Annotated in this window: 16 protein-coding genes; 9 read left to right on the top strand and 7 right to left on the bottom strand. The window is 68.0% G+C overall.

The features are described 5' to 3' along the window. Positions 1–16 precede the first annotated feature (16 nt). The 5 genes from ABZS69_RS20135 to ABZS69_RS20115 all read left to right on the top strand — a co-directional run bounded on the left by ABZS69_RS20135 (position 17) and on the right by ABZS69_RS20115 (position 5,396). A complete protein-coding gene (locus tag ABZS69_RS20135; RefSeq protein WP_355374296.1) occupies positions 17–1,111 on the top strand; it encodes a substrate-binding domain-containing protein in 1,095 nt (364 codons plus the stop codon). A gap of 133 nt (positions 1,112–1,244) precedes the next feature. Next, positions 1,245–2,558, top strand: a complete 1,314-nt coding sequence (locus ABZS69_RS20130) for an extracellular solute-binding protein (protein ID WP_355374293.1) — start codon at positions 1,245–1,247, stop codon at positions 2,556–2,558. A gap of 29 nt (positions 2,559–2,587) precedes the next feature. Further along, entirely contained in the window at positions 2,588–3,487 is a 900-nt protein-coding gene (locus ABZS69_RS20125; protein WP_355374290.1) for a sugar ABC transporter permease, read from the top strand. Next, positions 3,484–4,401, top strand: a complete 918-nt coding sequence (locus ABZS69_RS20120; RefSeq protein ID WP_355374287.1) for a carbohydrate ABC transporter permease — start codon at positions 3,484–3,486, stop codon at positions 4,399–4,401. Before ABZS69_RS20125 ends, ABZS69_RS20120 begins: the two co-directional genes overlap by 4 nt. After that, a complete protein-coding gene (locus tag ABZS69_RS20115) occupies positions 4,398–5,396 on the top strand; it encodes a hydroxyacid dehydrogenase (RefSeq protein ID WP_355374285.1) in 999 nt (332 codons plus the stop codon). Before ABZS69_RS20120 ends, ABZS69_RS20115 begins: the two co-directional genes overlap by 4 nt. Positions 5,397–5,420: 24 nt before the next feature. On the opposite strand, the gene ABZS69_RS20110 is transcribed toward ABZS69_RS20115, so the two are convergent. The 3 genes from ABZS69_RS20110 to ABZS69_RS20100 form a co-directional block, all read right to left on the bottom strand. Further along, the gene (locus tag ABZS69_RS20110) at positions 5,421–8,291 is read right to left on the bottom strand and encodes a BTAD domain-containing putative transcriptional regulator (protein WP_355374282.1); all 2,871 of its coding nucleotides are present in this window, start codon (positions 8,289–8,291) and stop codon (positions 5,421–5,423) included. Between the two features lie 111 nt (positions 8,292–8,402). Then, a complete protein-coding gene (locus ABZS69_RS20105) occupies positions 8,403–9,071 on the bottom strand; it encodes a hypothetical protein (protein ID WP_355374279.1) in 669 nt (222 codons plus the stop codon). Positions 9,072–9,195: 124 nt separating this feature from the next. Then, positions 9,196–9,567: a DUF5997 family protein gene (locus ABZS69_RS20100; protein ID WP_355374276.1), complete on the bottom strand. Its 372-nt coding sequence runs from the start codon at positions 9,565–9,567 to the stop codon at positions 9,196–9,198. Positions 9,568–9,622: 55 nt separating this feature from the next. Here ABZS69_RS20100 and ABZS69_RS20095 point away from each other — a divergent pair, with 55 nt between their 5' ends. Continuing rightward, positions 9,623–10,411 (top strand): LysR family substrate-binding domain-containing protein, encoded by a 789-nt coding sequence (locus tag ABZS69_RS20095; RefSeq protein ID WP_355374273.1) that lies wholly within the window; start codon positions 9,623–9,625, stop codon positions 10,409–10,411. A gap of 107 nt (positions 10,412–10,518) precedes the next feature. On the opposite strand, the gene ABZS69_RS20090 is transcribed toward ABZS69_RS20095, so the two are convergent. From ABZS69_RS20090 to ABZS69_RS20080, 3 genes are all read right to left on the bottom strand, one after another. Then, on the bottom strand, positions 10,519–11,199 hold the full coding sequence (locus tag ABZS69_RS20090) for a hypothetical protein (RefSeq protein ID WP_355374270.1): 681 nt from the start codon (positions 11,197–11,199) through the stop codon (positions 10,519–10,521). After that, positions 11,199–11,756, bottom strand: coding sequence for an RNA polymerase sigma factor (locus tag ABZS69_RS20085; protein WP_355374267.1), 558 nt, complete (start codon positions 11,754–11,756; stop codon positions 11,199–11,201). Before ABZS69_RS20085 ends, ABZS69_RS20090 begins: the two co-directional genes overlap by 1 nt. A 1,877-nt stretch (positions 11,757–13,633) precedes the next feature. Beyond that, positions 13,634–13,711, bottom strand: a complete 78-nt coding sequence (locus ABZS69_RS20080; RefSeq protein ID WP_355374924.1) for a hypothetical protein — start codon at positions 13,709–13,711, stop codon at positions 13,634–13,636. Between the two features lie 1,030 nt (positions 13,712–14,741). Between ABZS69_RS20080 and ABZS69_RS20075 the strand changes: the two genes are divergently transcribed. Then, positions 14,742–15,122: a hypothetical protein gene (locus tag ABZS69_RS20075; protein WP_355374264.1), complete on the top strand. Its 381-nt coding sequence runs from the start codon at positions 14,742–14,744 to the stop codon at positions 15,120–15,122. A 240-nt stretch (positions 15,123–15,362) separates the two neighbouring features. Here ABZS69_RS20075 and ABZS69_RS20070 read toward each other — a convergent pair whose 3' ends face one another. Further along, entirely contained in the window at positions 15,363–15,674 is a 312-nt protein-coding gene (locus tag ABZS69_RS20070) for a hypothetical protein (protein ID WP_355374261.1), read from the bottom strand. A gap of 538 nt (positions 15,675–16,212) precedes the next feature. On the opposite strand from ABZS69_RS20070, the gene ABZS69_RS20065 reads away from it, so the two are divergent. Together ABZS69_RS20065 and ABZS69_RS20060 are read left to right on the top strand one after the other, a co-directional pair. After that, a complete protein-coding gene (locus ABZS69_RS20065; RefSeq protein WP_355374921.1) occupies positions 16,213–16,617 on the top strand; it encodes a spore-associated protein A in 405 nt (134 codons plus the stop codon). Between the two features lie 360 nt (positions 16,618–16,977). Beyond that, the gene (locus ABZS69_RS20060) at positions 16,978–17,916 is read left to right on the top strand and encodes a hypothetical protein (RefSeq protein WP_355374259.1); all 939 of its coding nucleotides are present in this window, start codon (positions 16,978–16,980) and stop codon (positions 17,914–17,916) included. Positions 17,917–17,963: the final 47 nt, after the last annotated feature.

Genomic DNA, 17,963 nt, shown 5'->3' with positions numbered 1-17,963 from the left:
CGGAAGGAGCCCCCACGTGCTGGCCGAGGAGCGACACGGGGCGATCTTGCAGGAGCTGAGCCGCAAGGGCTCGGTCAAGGTCGCCGATCTGGCCGCCAGGCTCGGCGTCTCGGCCGTCACCATCCGGCACGACGTGCGGGAGCTGGCCGGGCGCGGGCTGCTGGTCCGGGTGCACGGCGGGGCCGTGTCGGTTCCGGCCGCGCCGCCGCGGGAGGCCGCGGAGCCGGTCGCCGCCGAACGGGACAGGGAGCGCGAGCGGCGCGAGCCGTACGTGCTCGGCATGCTCGTGCCGCAGACCGCGTACTACTTCCCGGCGGTGATCAGGGGCGCGCAGGCGGCCGCGCGCGAGCTCGGCGTGCGGATCACCCTCGCGGTCTCCCGCTACGACCTGAAGGAGGACCGCCGCCAGGTGGCGCAGCTGCTGTCGTCCGGCGTGGACGGCCTGCTGCTGACGCCGAACGAGAACCCCACGCTCTCGCCCGCCACGGAGCAGTGGGTGAACGAGCTCGACCTGCCCGTGGTGCTGGTCGAGCGGAAGGCGGGCTGGTCGATGCCGGCGGTGGAGCAGGTGGCCACCGATCACGCGTACGGCGCCTATCTGGGCACGTGCCACCTCGCCCGGCTGGGACACGAGCGGGTGGCGCTGCTCGCCTGCGAGAGCAGGACCACCCCGTGGATCCGCGAGGGACACGAGCTCGCCCAGCGCTCTCTCGGCCTGGGGGAGGGGCCCGTGCGCATGTTCCCGCGGGCCGCCGTGGGCGCGCCGGCGGGCATGGACGAGCACGTCGACGACTTCCTGGACGCCTTCAGGAAGGAGGGCGTGCGCGCCGCCCTCGTGCACAACGACATGGACGCTCTCTCCCTGGTCAGGCAGCTTCGCGGCCGCGGGGTCTCGATACCGGGGGATCTGGCGATCGTGACCTACGACGACGAGGTCGCCTCCCTCGCCGACATCCCCCTGACCGCCGTGTCGCCGCCCAAGGAGGAGGTGGGGGCCGCGGCCGTGCGGATGCTCGTCGACCGGCTGGACGATCCGGGCCGGCCGCTGTCCGGACTGCTGCTGCGGCCGAGCCTGCGGGTCCGGGCGTCGTGCGGCGCGGCGCTCGCGTAGCTACTTTCGTTTCCTTTCGTTTTTCACGCTTGTAACGCGATTGTGATGGCTTACGGCTTCAGGCTTCATTGACAGGCTTCATTCGAAAACGAATGATTGCACCAATCTTCACTCCCCTCCCTGGACGGTGCACATGAAGCCTCCATGCCTGCGGATCACGGCCCTGCTCGCGGGCGCCGCCGTCTCGCTGTCGGCACTGACCGCCTGCGGGGGCACGGATCCGGGTGCCTCCGACGCGAAGCAGGGGGCGGACGTCATCACGTTCCGCTCCTTCGTCAAGGCCTCCGACGTCGTCACCGCCGCCTTCAACAGGACCCACAAGGACTTCCAGGTCAAGTGGGAGAACGTGCCGAGCGGCGGGGACTACTACACCAAGCTCGCCGGCTCGGTGAAGGCCGGAAACGTCCCCGACGTGGCCATCGTCGAGTACAACCAGCTGCCCGATGTGGTCAGCCAGGGCGAGCTGGAGGACCTCACCGAGACCGCCGGCCCCGTGGTCGCCAAGAACTTCCCCGCCCAGGTCCAGCAGCTGGTGAACCTCGGCGGCAAGACCTGGGGCATCCCCCGCGACGTCGCCCCGCTGGTGTTCTTCTACCGCAAGGACTTCTACGACGAGCACAAGCTGGAGCTGCCGAAGACCTGGGACGACTACACGAAGCTGCTCGCGGACGTGAAGAAGGCCGACCCGAAGGCCCGCGGCGGGATCTTCGCGACCGCCGACGCCGGCGTGCTGGCCGCGCTCTCCTGGCAGGCCGGTGGCCGGTGGTACGGCACCGAGGGCCAGTCGTGGAAGGTCTCCATCGACGACGAGCCGTCCAAGAAGATGGCCGCGTACTGGAATGACCTGGTCGTGAAGGGGCTGGTCGGCACGTACAACTCCACGAGCGACGACGCCTTCTTCCAAGCGGTGCAGAAGAGCCAGGTCGTCTCCTACATCTGCGCGAACTGGTGCGCGGGCGCCCTGCAGTCCACCGTTCCCGACCAGAAGGGCAAGTGGGCCATCGCGGCGGTGCCGAGCTGGGACGGACAGCCGGTCTCGGCGATGCTCGGCGGCTCGGCCTTCACCGTGCCCAAGGGCGCCAAGCACCCCGAGCAGGCGCTCGAGTTCATCAAGTGGATCACCACGGACCCCGAGGGCATGAAGGCCTGGCTGTCCAGCGGCACCAGCAGCATGCTCCCGGCCGCGCCGGCCCTGCTGCCGGCCACCGGCGCCTTCAAGACCGACTTCTACGGCGGCCAGGACATCTTCTCCGTCGTCTCCAAGGCGTACGAGTCGGTCCCGGCCGGCTGGACGTGGGGGCCGAGCGCCGGCGTGACCGGGACGGCGATCTCCGACTCGCTCGGCAAGGTCGCCGGCGGCGAGCTGAAACTGGCCGACGTGCTCACGAGCGCCCAGCAGGCCACCGTGGCGGACTTCAAGAACCGCGGCCTGAGCGTCGCCCAGTAGTGCCCTCCTCACCCCTTCAAGGAGATGCCGTGGCGACCTCTCGCCTGGCCCGGGGGCAGGGGCGCACCGCCGCCCTGCTCATCGGCCCGTTCCTCCTGCTGTTCCTCGCCTTCTCCGTCGCGCCGCTGGTGTACGCGGCGTGGCTCAGCCTGTTCACCGAGCGCAGCTCCGGCCTCGGCTTCGGCGGCGTCGAGACCTTCTTCGTCGGCCTCGGCAACTACGCCCGTGCGCTCGGCGACGCCGCGTTCCGCGACAGCTTCGTGGTCATCGCGACCTACGTCCTGCTGTACATCCCGGTGATGATCGGGGGCGCGCTCCTGCTCGCCCTGCTCCTCGACTCGGCCATGGCCCGCGCGAAACGCTTCTTCCAGCTCGGCCTCTTCCTGCCGCACGCCGTGCCGGGGCTCATCGCCGCGATCATCTGGGTGTACCTCTACACGCCCGGGCTCAGCCCGGTGATCGACGTGCTCGAATCGGCCGGCGTGAAGTGGAGCTTCCTGTCGGCCGACCACGCCATGTTCTCGGTGGTCAACATCTCCACCTGGGAGTGGATCGGGTACAACATGGTCATCCTGTACGCCGCCCTGCAGGCGATCCCGAGGGACGTCCTGGAGGCGGGGACTGTCGACGGCGCGAGCGGGCTGCGGATCGCCCTGCGGATCAAGGTCCCGCTCATCCGCCCGGCGATCGCGCTCAACGTGCTCTTCACCGTCATCGGCGCCCTGCAGCTCTTCACCGAGCCGAAGGTGATCTACCGGGCGTCGACCGAGATCGGCAGCTCCTGGAGCCCGAACATGTACGCGATGCGCGCGGCCTTCGACAACCACGACTACGGCCTGGCCGCGTCCGCCTCGATCCTGATCGCCCTGCTCGGCGGGGTCCTGTCCTTCATCGTGACCCGGTTCTCGGCGCGGAGGACGCAGCCATGACGCTCACCGCGACGCCCGCCCCGCCCGTTCCCGCCGCCAGGCGGCGCAGGCGCCCCGCTTCCCGCCCGGCGACGCGCCTGCTCTCGCGTACGGCCGTCAACGGCGTCCTCGTCGTCGCCGTGCTCTACACGGTGATGCCACTCCTGTGGCTGCTCATGGCGGCCACGAAGAACATGCGCGACCTGTTCGGCACCAGCGGCTTCGCCTTCGGGCGGACCTTCGACCTCGGGGCCAACCTGGCGCACCTGTTCAGCGCGGGTGACGGCATCTACCTGCGGTGGCTCGGCAACACCGCCCTCTACGCCGTGGGCGGCGCCCTCATCGCCACGACCCTGTGCGTGGCGGCGGGGTACGCCTTCGACAAGCTCTCGTTCCCGTTCAAGGAGAAGATCTTCGGGCTGATCCTCCTCGGCGTGCTCGTGCCGGCCAGCGCGATGGCCCTGCCGATCTACCTGCTGGCGTCCAAGACCGGCATCGTGAACACCTTCTGGGGCGTCTTCCTGCCGAGCCTGGTCTTCCCGTTCGGGGTCTACCTCGCCCGGGTGTTCAGCGCCGCGTACGTGCCCGGCGAGGTGATCGAGGCGACCCGCGTCGACGGCGCCGGCGACCTGCGGACCTTCCTCAGCGTCGGCTTCCCGATGCTCCGCACGGCCTTCGTCACCATCTTCCTCTTCCAGTTCACCGGCATCTGGAACAGCTTCTTCCTGCCGCTCGTGATGCTGACCGACCAACACCTCTATCCGCTCAACCTGGGTCTGTACACCTGGCAGACCACGTCGCTGAACCAGGGCCACCCGGAGGACTACCTGCTCGCCATCACCGGTTCGCTGGTGGCGGTCGTGCCGCTGGTCATCGCCTTCGTGGTGCTGCAGCGGTACTGGAGGGCGGGCATGACCGCTGGAGCCGTCAAGTGACCCTTCCCCGCGCGCTGCTCGCCATGGAGCCGCGATTCAAGGACGACCTGTTCGGGCCGGACGAGCTCGACCGGCTCGTCCGGCTGGTGGACGTCGACCCCGGCCTGGTCGTCAGCGACTTCGCGGACGCGCCGGAGCTGGCCTCGGCGGAGGTCCTCGTCACCTGCTGGGGCTGCCCGCCCGTCGACGCCTCCGTGCTGCGGCGCGCACCCGGGCTGCGCGCCGTCGTCCACGTGGCGGGCACGGTCAAGAGCCTGATCACGGACGCCTGCTGGGAGCGCGGCATAGCCGTCTCCTCGGGCGCCGCCACCAACGCGCTCCCCGTGGCCGAGTACACCGTCGCCGCGATCCTGTTCGCCGGCAAACGCGTCCTCGGCCTGCGCGACCTCTACCGCGCGGAGCGCCGGGCCCTCGACTGGGCCGCGCGCTTCCCCTCACTGGGCAACTACCGCAGGACCGTCGGGATCATCGGGGCCTCCCACATCGGCCGCCGGGTGCTCGACCTGCTCCGCCCCTTCGAGTTCGAGCTGCTGATCAACGACCCGTACCTCGACGGGACCGCGGCGGCCGCGCTCGGCGCCCGGCCGGTCGGCCTGGACGAGCTGCTGGCCGCCTCCGACGTCGTCTCCGTGCACGCCCCGGCGTTGCCGGAGACCCGGCACCTGCTGGACGCTCGGCGCCTGGGGCTGCTCTCCGACGGCGCCACGCTCGTCAACACCGCGCGCGGCTCGCTGGTGGACATGGGGGCGCTCACCAAGGAGCTGGTCTCGGGCCGGATCGACGCCGTCCTCGACGTCACCGAGCCCGAGATCCTCCCGGCGGACTCGCCGCTCTACGACCTGCCGAACGTCCTCCTCACTCCGCACATCGCCGGCTCGGTGGGCGGCGAGCTGCGCCGCCTGGCCCGCTCGGCCCTCGACGAGCTGGAACGGTACGGCCGGGGCCTGCCGTTCGCGCACCCCGTCCACGCCGACACGATCGGCCGCTCCGCGTGACACCTGACGGACGGCCGTACCCGGTCAGGGGCCGCCGCGGCAGGAGCGCCTGACCCGCCTCCCGGCGCCCACCAGCTCGGGCTGGTCTTCCGGGAGGTCTTCTGGCAGGTTTTCGGGCAGGTCGAGGTAGTGGAGCTTGTAGCGGATCTCCGCCGCCGTCGCCGGATCGACGGCCTCGTCGACCAGGTCCAGGGCGAGTTGCCAGGAGGCCCTGGCCGCGTCCCGGTCACCGGCCGCGCGATGGCTGTCGCCGAGGTGGCGCAGGGTGCCGATCTCGTTGTACCGGTCGCCGACCTCCCGGTAGAGGGTCAGGGCGTGCTGGTAGTACACGACGGCCCGCTCGTACTCGCCCATCCGGTGCAGGGCGTAGCCGAGTCCGTCCAGAACCCCGGCGTCGCCGTAGCGGTTGCTCAGGCCGTTCAGCTTGATCAGGGCCTGCTCAAGGTACGTGGCGGCCCGGCAGCCCTGGTCCAGCCGGATGTGGGTCCAGGCGAGCGCGTGCAGCATGCTGGCCTCGCCGGCGGGGTTGCCGGTGGCCGCGTACAGGTCGAGTGCCCGTTCGGCCGCCGCGATCGACTCCTCGTACCGTCCGACCTGGTCGAGCAGCCACGCGTGGGAGCGGTGGGCGGTGGCCAGCCCGCCCAGGTCGCCCAGCTCCTCGTGCAGCTCCAGCGAGTGCCGGATGCCGGACCAGGCCACGTCGTAGTCGCCCAGCCGCGCCGAGGCGCGGGCCAGCGCCCGTTGCAGGTGCGCCTGCGCGGTCCTGTGCCCCAGCCGCTGGGCGGCGGCGAGCCCGAGACGCTGTACGGTCACGCAGTCGCTCCAGTGGCCCTGCTGGTCCAGGAAGCGCTCCAGCGCCCAGGCCAGTTGCCAGCTGTGCGTGTCGAACCCGCCCTGGGCCGCCAGCTCCACCACGGACATCAGCACGGGGTGCTCGGCCGTGAACCAGGCCAGCGCCTGCCGGTCGTCGTCGAACTCCGGCACGGGCCCGGACAGCTCCGGCCGTACCCAGAACGGGGCGAACTTCCTGGCGGCCCCGTGTGCCTGCTGCGTGTAGTGGTCGAGCAGCCGCCGTACGGCCGCGTCCCGGTCGTCGTCCGACTCCGCCGCGAGTTCGGTGGCGTACGCGCGCAGCAGGTCGTGCGCGACGTACCGGCCGGGCGCGTGCTCGGTGAGCAGGCTGGCCCTGGTCAGCTCGTTCAGCGGACGGCGTACGGGCTCACCCGCGAGAGCGGCGGCCGCCCCGGCGCTGACGTCAGGCCCCGGATGCAGCGCCAGCAGCCGGAACAGGCGGGCCGCCCCCGCGCCGAGCGACCGGTACGACCACGAGAACACCGCCCGCACGTCGATGGCCGGATCGCCGTCGGCGAAGGCGTCCAGCGTCCCGGGCGTCTCGCGCAGCTCGGCGGCGATCGCGGAGAGCGGGAAGGCCGGGTTGGCCGCGGCGCGGGCGGCCACCACGGACAGGGCCAGCGGCAGGCCGCCGCACCGGTCGACGATCTCGTCCACCGCCTGCGGCTCCCGCTCGACCCGCTCCTCGCCGAGCCGCCGGGCCAGCGACTCCCTGGCGTCCTCGACCGGGAACAGGTCCAGCGTCATCGGCAGCGCCCCCTCCGTCGCCACCAGGCCCGGCAACCGGTCCCTGCTGGTGATCAGCACCAGGCAGCCGGGGCTGCCGGGCAGCAGCGGGCGTACCTGGTCGGCGTCGCGGGCGTTGTCGAGCAGGATCAGCACCCGGCGCCGGGCCAGCAGGCTGCGATACAGCCCGACCTGCGCGTCCATCGCGACCGGGATCCGGTGCGGCGGCACGCCGAGCGCTTCCAGGAAGCTCCGCAGGGCCTCGGCGGGGTTCATGGCGGAGCCGAGGCGGTCGAAGCCGCGCAGGTTCACGTACAGCTGGCCGTCCGGGAAGCGGTGGGCCACCCGGTGCGCCCAGTGAACCGCCAGCGTCGTCTTGCCGACGCCCGCCATGCCGCCGATGGCGCTGATCACGACCGTCCTCAGCGCGTCGCCGTCGAGCAGGGCGACGGCCCTGGCCAGGTCGGCGCGCCTGCCGGCGAAGACGGCGAGATCGGCGGGCAACTGCGCGGGCCGCACCACGGCGACCCCCTCGGTCGCCGGCACGTCCGCCTCGTTCAGCGCGTGCTGTTGATCGGCCAGTACGTGCTGCTGCGCGGCGCGCAACTCGGGCCCCGGTTCGATGCCCAGCTCCTCGGCGAGCTCGTCGCGGACCGCCTGCCAGGTGTCCAGCGCCTCAGCCTGGCGGCCGGTGGCGGCCAGGCCCAGCACCAACCTGGCCTGAAGCCGCTCGTCCAGCGGATGCCGGGTGGCCGCCGCCCTCAACGCGGGCAGCAACGCGACCATCCCACCGTGTTCCAGCGCGAGGTCGGCCGCCGCCAGCGCGACCGTGATCCGCTCCTGCTCCAGAGCGGCGAACACCGGCCGGGACCGCAACTCGGCCGGAATGCCCGCCGCCGCCTCCCCCTGCCACTCGGCCAGCGCGTCCGCGTACAGCTTGACGGCCTCCTCGGGGGCGGCCGAGCGGGCCTGTTCGGCCAGCCGGCGGAAGCGCAGCAGGTCGAGCGTGCCGGCGTCGGCCTTCAGCCGGTACCCGCCCGAGCTCCGGAGCAGCCAGTCGCCCTCCGCTCTGGGCGGCAGCCCCGGCTCCAGCAACCGGCGGAGGTTGCCCACGTACCTGTGGACGACGTTGACCGAGCTGGACGGCGGGTCTTGCCCCCAGAGGACGTCGACCACCTCGTCCAGGCTCACCGGCCGTCCGGCGAACGCCAGCAGGAGGGCGAGGAGGGCCCGTTGCTGCGGAGGACCGGAGTTCAGCTCGACGTCCCCTCGCCAGAGGCGCACCGGCCCCAGCACCGCGAACCGCATCCGCTGCATCCCCCTCCGTCGGACATTGACCTTCGGGAGTATTTTCAACCGGCCATGCAATCGGATTGCAGCGGACTGAACATCCCTTATCGGCCCCTCGCGCGCCGGCCGGTTCGGGGATTACCCGTGGTCCTCCGTGAGCGGCAGATACGTGCTGAAGTGGTCGGCCACGATGTCCGCCACGACCTCCGCATCGTCGGACCCGTCGACCTCCAGGACTCGGACGCCCACGCGGCGAGCGGAGCGGACGGCCTCCTCGGCGACGAGGCGGTCTCGGGCGATCCGGTTCCGCTGTGCTCGCTCAGGGTCGCTCACCTGGAGATGGAAGGTGGCGGCACGGGGCAGTTCGCGAAGCTGGCGCCGGCGGAACTCCTCGCTCGGCACCATGACGATCATCCGGCAGGGTGAGTCGACGATGGCGGCGACCAGTTCCGGGCGCAGCCCCCAGCCTTCGGCGACGATGGGCCGCCCCGACACCAGGCCTCGCAGGTCGTCCAAGGCCCACTCGAACCGCGTGGGGAAGCCGGCCAGGGTCTCGCCGGCCATCTCTTCAGGGGTGGTGTTCACCCACACGGCCTCCGGGTCGGCGTCCGCGACCGGCTCGCCGAGCCGCACTCGGCGGGCGATCCGGCGGTCATTGTGCGCACGCGCGTCGTGGTAGTCGTAGTGGTAGGCGGTCAGGCCGTACCGGGTCGCCAGCAGCCTGGCGACAGTGGACTTTCCTGCCCATTGCCCACCGCCGATCCAGAGGGCCGCGCGCAGAGTGCCGAAGGGATCCCAGACGTTCACGGTTTACAGCTTGGCGCGTACCTCGATTTTCGGGGCCGGTCACCAAAGCCGACACGAAATCCATCGCCCCGGTCTCAGTGCTCTTCGGCTCCTCGGGGCGACTGCCGGCGAGGACCCCTGCTGTCTAGCGCTGCTTGAGGCGGAGTGCTTCCTTGCGGGTCTCGGCCTGGACGGACTGCTCGCGCTCCAGCCACGCCGGGTTCTCCGCTTTCAGCGCGTCGATCTCAGCGGTGGTGAGCGGCTCGGTGATCCCGCCTCTGGCCAGGCCGGAAATGGAGACCCTGAGCTTGGCGGCGACGACCTGCCTGGGGTGCGGGCCGTTGCGGCGCAGGTCGACGAGCCAGGCGGGCGGCGTCGACTGCAGCTCGTTCAGCTCGTCCCTGGAGACGACACCCGCCTGGAACTCGGCGGGAGTGGCCGAGAGGAGGACGCCCAGCTTCTTGGCCGCGGTCTCGGGCTTCATCGTCTGGGTGGTCTTCGGTTTGGACGAGGTCATGGCACCAAGCGTAGTCAGTTGGGACGGGTTCCTCTGACATCGATACCCTGAGGAGGTGACTGATGGGGAGAGCGACACGGAGTTCCGGCTGGCGTATGTGCCCGGGGTGACGCCTGCGAAGTGGGTCAACATCTGGGCCGAGAGGATGCCCGAGGTGCCGATCACCCTGGTCACGGTTCCCGTCGCCGAGGTGGTGGGGCTCCTGCGGGACGGCGGTGCCGACGCCGGATTCGTCCGGCTGCCGGTCGACCGGGACGGGCTCAGCGTGATTCCGCTCTACGTGGAGACCACGGTGGTCGTGATGCCCAAGGACCACGCGGCGGCCGCCGTCGACGAGGTGTCCCTCGCCGACCTGGCCGACGACGAGGTGCTCCATCCGCTGGACGACACCATCGAGTGGACCGCCCGGCCCGGACTGCCCGCGTTCACCCGCCCGGCCACGACGGCTGACGCGGTCGAGTTGGTGGCGGCCGGCACCGGGCTACTCCTGGTCCCGCAGTCGCTGGCACGCCTCCACCACCGCAGGGATCTCACCTACCGGCCGGTTCCGGACGCGCCGCAGTCTCAGGTCGCGCTGGCCTGGCCCACGGGCGCGACCACCGACCTGGTGGAAGATTTCATCGGCATCGTCCGCGGCCGGACGGTGAACAGCTCTCGGGGCCGTACCCCCGCCTCTCCTGCGGAGAAACCGGCACAGCGGCAGGCACGGAAACCCGCGCAGAAGGGCTCCGCACAGAAGGGCTCCGCACAGAAGGGGTCCGCGCAGAATGGTTCCGGGCAGAAGGGCTCCGGGCGGAAGGCCGTGCCGGCCGGCCGGAGAAGGAAGGGCAACCGGCCTCGGTGACCTTGGCACTGGGCCCGAACGACCCGAGCGGTGGCTTCGCCCACGACTGCCGGGCGGGAGTGCGGTAGGCGGCGGCGCCGCCTACCGCACCCGCCGCCCGGCGAGGGTCAGCTACCGGGCGGCGGATATGCCTCGGGGTTCGTCTTGGGGTCGGGCATCTTGTCCCAGGACGGGTCCTCGACGACCTTGCAGGGCTTGACCGGACCGGTGACGAGGTAGCCGGCGAACGACCACAGCGCCCTGGGCTTTTCCGGGCCCGATGTCTGGTCTGCGTTCTCGGTGAACTCCATGACGGCCGTCTGCTCCGGCTTGATGTGCTGCGGATTGATCCGCACCTCGCCGCGGCCCAGCCTGAACGCCTTGCCGTTCGGCGAGTTCTCGATCGCTTCCCTGATCCTCTTCTTGACCGCGGGGTCCTTGCTCAGGAGCTCTTCCTTGGAGAACGAGGGACCGAAGTCGGAATCCCCGCGGCCGGGGGCACACCGGGTGCCGGGCTTGACGTAGGAGACGTCGGCGGTCAGCCCGAGAGCCGCCAGGTCCTTCTCCACCCCTGCGGGGTCCCTGAACTCGTTGATCTTCAGCGTGATCGTGCCGTCGGTGTTCTTGGTGATCGCGTAGGCCGGGGTCCCCGATCCGTTGAGGAACGGCACCGAGACGGCCGCCGCCGCCGCGATCCCGGCCACCGCCGCTCCGGCGAGCAGCCGCCGCCTGACGCGCAGGCGTCGAGCCTTGTTCCGAGTCACGATCTCGGCCTTGATTTCCATCAGTACGTGCTCCTTGAAATTCATCAGATTCCTTCCAAGGCGAAGGGCGCCAGCTCTGGCACGTTTCTGAGCGCACGGCGGGCGCGGTGCAGCCTGGCCCTGGCGGCTCCCTGCCGGATGCCCAGAGCAATGGCCGCCTCGCTGATCGTGAGCTGGTCGATGACGACCAGTTCGAGCATCGCGCGATCACCGTCCGGTAATCCGGCCATGGCCTGGAAGGCCGATCTGGCCAGGCTCTCCGCGTCGATCCGCTCTTCGAGCTCGGCGACGTCGTCGGAGTCGAGCGGCCTTCGTCCGCCTACGCGATCGGTCAGTTTCGCCTCCTTGACCGCCCGCCGTCGCTCGGCTGAGAGGGTGTTGCGAGCCACGCCGTACAGCCAGGCGATCTCGCTGCCGAGCCCGGGCCGGTAGGTGTGCGCGGAGTCGAGCACCGCGATGAATACCTCCGCCACCAGGTCGGCGACGGTGTTCGGATCAGCGACCCGGCGGGCGAGGAACGACGTGATCGCGTCGACATGGCGCCGGTAGAAGGCTTCAAAAGCGTCCGGGTCTGTAGCGATGTCCGCCCGTCTGCGACGCACCTGCCATGCTCCCTTCGTCTTGTTCACCCCTTCTTGGTCAGCAGCCGGGAAAACGTTATGAGAGTGGTGAGGCGGGCCGAACACGTCCGCTGGGGGCACACGGCTGACCTCGGCAGTTCAGCCGTCGGCCCGGCTTCGGGTGTGCGTTCGCCCTTCCTCGGTCATGTGTGGTCCTGCGGTCAGAGCCGGGCTGCTGGGCTTGCCTGAGTCGACGGTGTGCGCGGCGATCACCTTGGTGTCGGAGCGCTCCCGCCGGAGGCAAGAGCCGTCCTGAGAGAGCGGAGTGGCCGGCGCCCACGCGACGCGCCCGAAGGGCAGCGAAGCGGTGCGGTGGTCGATCACGGAGGGCGTACGGCGGCGTGGCCGCAGCGCGGTGGCACGGCGGCCCGAGCCGCCGCTCGGGGCCGGCCCTCAGGCCGAATGCCTGGGACGGCAAGTCCCGCCGGTCGCTCAAGCCTCCTCAGCGCCGCGTGGAAGCGCTTCGCCTGCTCAAGGAAGCCCAAGAGATCACTCAGAGGGAGATCGGTGAAGGGCAAGGGTCTCGTGTTCTGGCAGGTGGGCGGTGTCGTCGTCCCATCGGAAGGGGTAACGGGACAGCCCCCGGTGCCAGGACCGTGATGGAGGGGAGGCGGCCCCTGCCGCCGGCCTGGAGCTGTGTCCTTCCGCTCCGCGACCGGGCTTGGACCAGACTCTTGCCGTTTGATCGGTCCGCAGAGGGCTCAGAGGCGACGTCAGCCGGCCATCGCCACGGCTCCACGGTGATCTTCGCCGAAGGATGCCGGTCGAGGCTGGACGACTGCTTCCCGAGCTGCCGGTCGGCTCTTTGTCGTCATGGTCGGCCGAATGCGAATTGGCCGGAATGAACGTCGTGATATGTCTCGCAACATGCAAACAGCGGCAAAATTGTTGTTTAATAACACCTCCTTGGAGGTCGCCGGATTTGACTAATTGTTTTGGCTTATTGAGGTAAATGGGATAATCCTTGCGGGTATGTCTGCTTCTGTCCGAATGCCTGCGGAGGTGTGGGCGCCGGATTTCGCGTCGACTTACGCACGAATGGAACAGAAGCGCGTGAATACTGAAATTCGACAGTCGCGGGCGCCGCGCCATGGGCGTATCGCAACGCTAGCTCTGGCCACTGCGGCCACCGGTCTTATGTTCGTTCCGCTCAGCCAGGCGGTCGCGAGCGCGAGCGTCCAGGCGGGTGCCGGGTACGTCTCGACGGAGAAGCCGGCCGTGGAGTGCCCGCACCTCGTCTGGGGCGCGTGTGGTCCCTTCTCGTGGACCGTCGTCCACAACAAGTTCGTCCACAACAAGTTCGACGACAGCAAGTTCGACGACAGTAAGTTCAAGGACAGCAAGTTCAACGAGAACAAGTTCAACGAGAACAAGTTCGACCGCAACAAGTTCAACGAGAACAAGTTCGATCGCAACAAGTTCAATGAGAACAAGTTCAACGAGAACAAGTTCGATCGCAACAAGTTCAATGAGAACAAGTTCGATGAGAACAAGTTCGATCGCAACAAGTTCGATGAGAACAAGTTCGACCGGAACAAGTTTAACGAGAACAAGTTCGACCGGAACAAGTTTAACGAGAACAAGTTCGACCGGAACAAGTTCAATGAGAACAAGTTCGATGAGAACAAGTTCGACCGCAACAAGTTCGACGAGAACAAGTTCGACCGCAACAAGTTCAATGAGAACAAGTTCGACGAGAACAAGTTCGACCGCAACAAGTTCAACGAGAACAAGTTCGACCGCAACAAGTTCGACGAGAACAAGTTCAACGAGAACAAGTTCGACCGGAACAAGTTCGATCGCAACAAGTTCGACGAGAACAAATTTAACGAGAACAAGTTCAACGAGAACAAGTTCAATCACAACAAGTTCAACAACAACAAGTTCGACCACGAGAAGTTCGACCACGACAGGTTCGACCACGAAAAGTCTGACAACGACAGGTTCGACCACGAAAAGTCTGACAACGAGATGGTCGACGACGGGATCTACTAAACCGCTATCGGCGATTAAGCCGAAGTTGTTCCCGCCCGTTTGAAGAGGTGACCGACAAATGCCGTGACGAATTGTTTCGTCACGGCATTTGCCGGTGTGGCATCATTCGAGCCAGCGGATGTGGCCAGACCACGCGGCATTGCCGCAGGCAGGCCGGTGGGGCCGTGGCCCCGGTCGCGTATCTGGCCCCCAGCGGACCGGGATCGGGCCCCCGTCGGCGAGCCTGGTGGAGTCGTGATTGGCGAGGCGCCGTCGAAGTGCCCGCACTGCTACGACGGTTACAACACCATCGCCCAGAACTCTTGTGGCAACATTCCATTCAAGACGGATATCAACAAGATATACATTTGTGTCGGCGATAACGCCTAAAGCGTCAATTTCCTCGATGTCGAGGCGCGCGACCACCGCGACGGCCTCAACTATATTGGCACTCTCGGGCGCCAAAAGCGCTGACCACCCTTCTGCGACAGACGCTCTCGAGGGCTGCCAATTCGCCAACTCAAGATCGTTTGAGCCGCCGGTGCATGGCACGAGGGTGCAGTAGATTTCTCGGACGACATAGCACCGGCACAGCACGATGCGAAACAACGCCTTCTGGAGGTCCTTGCAGGGCTGCGAGGTCCTGCTCAACGGGCGCAGGAAGAGGATCAGCTACGTCGGCGGCGCTCAACGCGTTCGTCCAACCTGCTGCCCGGGATGCCGGCGAGCGCATCGCGCACGGCTGCGGGGAGCTCTTCGATTCCCGGCCCTCCCTTGTAAGGAGAGTCCACCGGCAGAGCCTCCCTCTCCTCCATCGTCGCCGGAGCACCCTCGAGCGGCGGCGCCCAATGGCAGCCGTAGAAAAGCGGTCGCTCATAGAGGGTGTACGGCATTGCACGCCGGCCTCGCACGCCATCATGATGACCCGATGCGCCGTAAGGATCTTCCGAAGGACCTCGCGAGCAACCAAGACAAGCGCATCTGGGATGTGTGGTGCATCGGGATCGCCGTCGGCGTCGTTGTCTGGGTGCCGTCGGCGCGTGGACGGCCATCACGGTCGGAAACTACCCGTGGAACAAGTGGATACCGTTCGCCAACGGGGCCGGCAAAGGCGTGATACTCGGCCTGCTCGCCGCCACCGCCTCTCTCCTCGTTTCGGCCAAAGGGCTCCGGACGGGGTGGCGCTGGTCGGTGTTCATCCTCGCCTTCACCGGTGGAAGCCTGTTGGGCACGGTGAGGGATCTCCTCGGTGCACCGACTCCTGCGGTCTACTTTGAGGAGCCTCTTTCCGATGAGCGGTGGTACGGGACGACGATGCTGCTGCACTGGGCCGGCAGGTGGCACTGCCTGCCGTCGCATGTGCCGCCGCCCTGACTCTGCTGGCAGCCCGTCCCTACCGGCGGGAACAATCTGTCGTATCCTGCGCGGCGCTCATCCTCGCAGGTGTCGCACTACTCCTGCTCCCAATGATCGCCACAAATCTCGCACCTGAAATCCAGGGCAACGGCGAGCACGCGAACGAGGGTGCCTGGGCCACCATACGCTGCTGGATCGTCGGGATCCCGGTGTCGTTGGCCGGACTCTTTCGACTCGCCTTCCTCCAGTGTTACCTCGCTACTCGCCGTCCGGCGACGGTTGCGGGCGGCGGCGGTACCTGTACATCAGCGCTTCTCCGGAAATCGCCGCGATAAAGCATCCAGCGAGTATGTAGACGACCGCCTCTATCCAGTGAGCTGTCGCACCCCAGCCGGCGGTGACGAACCCATCCGGACCACCGGTCAAGACCTCAGCTACTCGCGGGATGACGATGAAAAGGCCCGAGATCAGCCCGAACCAGTTTGCCCACGCGCCCCGGCGATCCATCCCCGCAGCATTGGCCGCACGAATATGGGCGCGTAATGATCTGCGATCTCCATATTGCTCCACGAGTAGCAGGTTGGCATGTCCGTGCCGCCGAAGGAAGATCCAAGCGCTTTCGTACGGCAACCCGCGTTCACCGGGCGGGCCAGGCGGGTTCGAGGTCGAGGGGGCTCGTCGAGCAACTGGGGCGAAGGACGGCCGACGACCTACCGGAACTCTCGGAGGAGGGGATGCCGAGGTCGTTGCCGGAGGCTCTATCTACGGCGGCGCAGCAACACTGTGGCAAGCCAAATGATGGTGGGCAGCAGAAGGAGCAACACCAGGAGGCCGGCCCCGAGAGCGATCTCGACGTCGGTCAGCGGCCTGCCCGGGAGATCATCGTCCACCCCACGAGGCTATCGCTGCCCGGTGGTCCCTGATGATGACGCCGACATGGATCAACACCTCATGCTTCCCTTTCGTTCATCGAACGTACCGGCGAACGTCTGACCTCCCGACGATCATGCTGCAGGTCCGTTTCAACGAACCTGACAGGAAGAAGGCCGATATGCGCGTACGCTCCGCTGTCGCCAAGATCGCCGCTGTAGTGGTTGCGGGCAGCGCCATGGGTATCTTGACCACCCCCGCCATGGCTGCCGCCTACACCCCGGAGGGGCTCTGCGGCTCCGGTTACCACGTCGTCGACTCGCTGCCGTTGAAGCACCGGACCCTCTCCGGCACCGGCGGCCGCGTTTACCTGCTCTACAACAACTCCACGGGCTACAACTGCGCGGTCACGATCAAGAGTGTGGCTGTTGGGACCGCCACGAACACGGCGGCGACCATCCTCGTTCAGACCACTGGCGACAATTTCACTCGCCATGAGGACGACGGTGACTACAAGTCCTACGCGGGGCCGGTACGCGTCAAGGCGGCGGACAAGTGCGTCGAGGTGCTCGGCCACACCTTCTCCACCGCGTCCAGAACCAGCTACTACGCCATCATCCCGTGGGGCCACTGCGGGAGCTGACCAGGCGGAAACTCGCCCGGGTCTCTGCCCTGGCCGGTACGCCCGGCCTGGGGTGGAGCCCGGGAAGACCCTGCCCACACGACAGGCGGGCTGATCTTGATCGCGACGGGTGCGCCGGCACCGCACGTTGATGTGCTCGGCTCTCGATGCCGAGGATCCCCAGGAACGCCGCAGCGCGTCCGGGGCACCTTAAACGGAACTTCCGTACCAGGTCGAGAGGCGAAACCTGTAAGACGGGAAACGTTTACGGATCATCAATCCAAGATCACTCGTTTGGACGCCGACGATCCTTACGTTTGCGACGTTTGTGCGTACCCCTCCGCATGTGGAAGGACATCCATGCGCATTTCCGTTCGGGCGATGATCGTCGCGTTAGCGACCGCCTCGACAATCAGCGGCGCAAACGTGGCCGGCGCCCCGGCCTTCGCGAACGAGGACCCCACGCTGGCGGCCCTCACCAGGGTCGTCCCCGAGATCGTCGAGGAGGCCAGGACCGTCCCGCCGACCGAGATCCCCGAAGGCGACGTCCAGCGTCCCTTCGCCGCCGCCACCGACGCCGACCACACGCTGTCGGCGTCGGTCAGCGAGAACGAGATCGGCATCGGCATGCCGGAGGCCAGCGGCGCCGGCAGCCAGCCGCTGCCCGGCCTGGTCACCTACGCCGCCAAGCAGCCCAGCGTCACCTTCGCCCACCAGCGCACCGGCCAGATCGCCCGCGCGATGACCGTCATCCACGGGGCCTCCGCGCCGACGGAGTACCGCTTCCCGATCAGCGCGCCCGAGGGCTCCATGCTGGAGGTCGAGGACGACGACGGCACGGTCCTGATCTACAACAACGACTTCTACCTCGCCGAGATCGACCTGCCCTGGGCCAAGGACGCCAACGGCAACCCGGTGCCGACCTCGTACCGGGTGGAGGGCATGACGCTCATCCAGACCGTCAACCACGCGGGCGCCGCTTACCCCGTGGTCGCCGACCCGGCGCTCAAGCTGCAGTGCGAGTGGTGGAAGGCCATGTGCCGGGTGATCTTCTCGAAGAAGCTCACGAGCCAGATCCACAGCTCCTGGCTGTACGCCGGTGCGGCCGGCGCGGTCAAGGTGGCCGACGCCGCCTGCGACAAGTCCAAGAACAGCAAGATCAAGCTGGCCTGCAAGGTGATGTTCGCGGCGGGTATCGCCCAGTACATCTACAAGATTCGGGAAGCCGCCAACAAGAAGCAGTGCTTCGCGCTGCGGGTGCAGTACCCGGGCCCGATCGTCTGGGGCGAGGTTCGCAAGAAGAGCTGCCAGAGCAAGTAACCCCCTGTGACAACCTGACGCCCCCGTCAAGCCGGCGGGGGCGTCGC

This window comes from Nonomuraea sp. NPDC005650 (assembly GCF_040605375.1).
GTDB lineage: Bacteria > Actinomycetota > Actinomycetes > Streptosporangiales > Streptosporangiaceae > Nonomuraea.
This window is presented reverse-complemented; position numbering and strand designations above follow the sequence as displayed.

What these genes read in the sequence shown, in the direction of transcription:
- ABZS69_RS20130 (WP_355374293.1), top strand. Translation starts at nt 1,245, where the DNA reads ATGAAGCCTCCATGCCTGCGGATCACGGCCCTGCTCGCGGGCGCCGCC.
- ABZS69_RS20120 (WP_355374287.1), top strand. Translation starts at nt 3,484, where the DNA reads ATGACGCTCACCGCGACGCCCGCCCCGCCCGTTCCCGCCGCCAGGCGG.
- ABZS69_RS20110 (WP_355374282.1), bottom strand. Translation starts at nt 8,291, where the DNA reads ATGCAGCGGATGCGGTTCGCGGTGCTGGGGCCGGTGCGCCTCTGGCGA.
- ABZS69_RS20100 (WP_355374276.1), bottom strand. Translation starts at nt 9,567, where the DNA reads ATGACCTCGTCCAAACCGAAGACCACCCAGACGATGAAGCCCGAGACC.
- ABZS69_RS20090 (WP_355374270.1), bottom strand. Translation starts at nt 11,199, where the DNA reads ATGAATTTCAAGGAGCACGTACTGATGGAAATCAAGGCCGAGATCGTG.
- ABZS69_RS20065 (WP_355374921.1), top strand. Translation starts at nt 16,213, where the DNA reads ATGGGTATCTTGACCACCCCCGCCATGGCTGCCGCCTACACCCCGGAG.
- ABZS69_RS20060 (WP_355374259.1), top strand. Translation starts at nt 16,978, where the DNA reads ATGATCGTCGCGTTAGCGACCGCCTCGACAATCAGCGGCGCAAACGTG.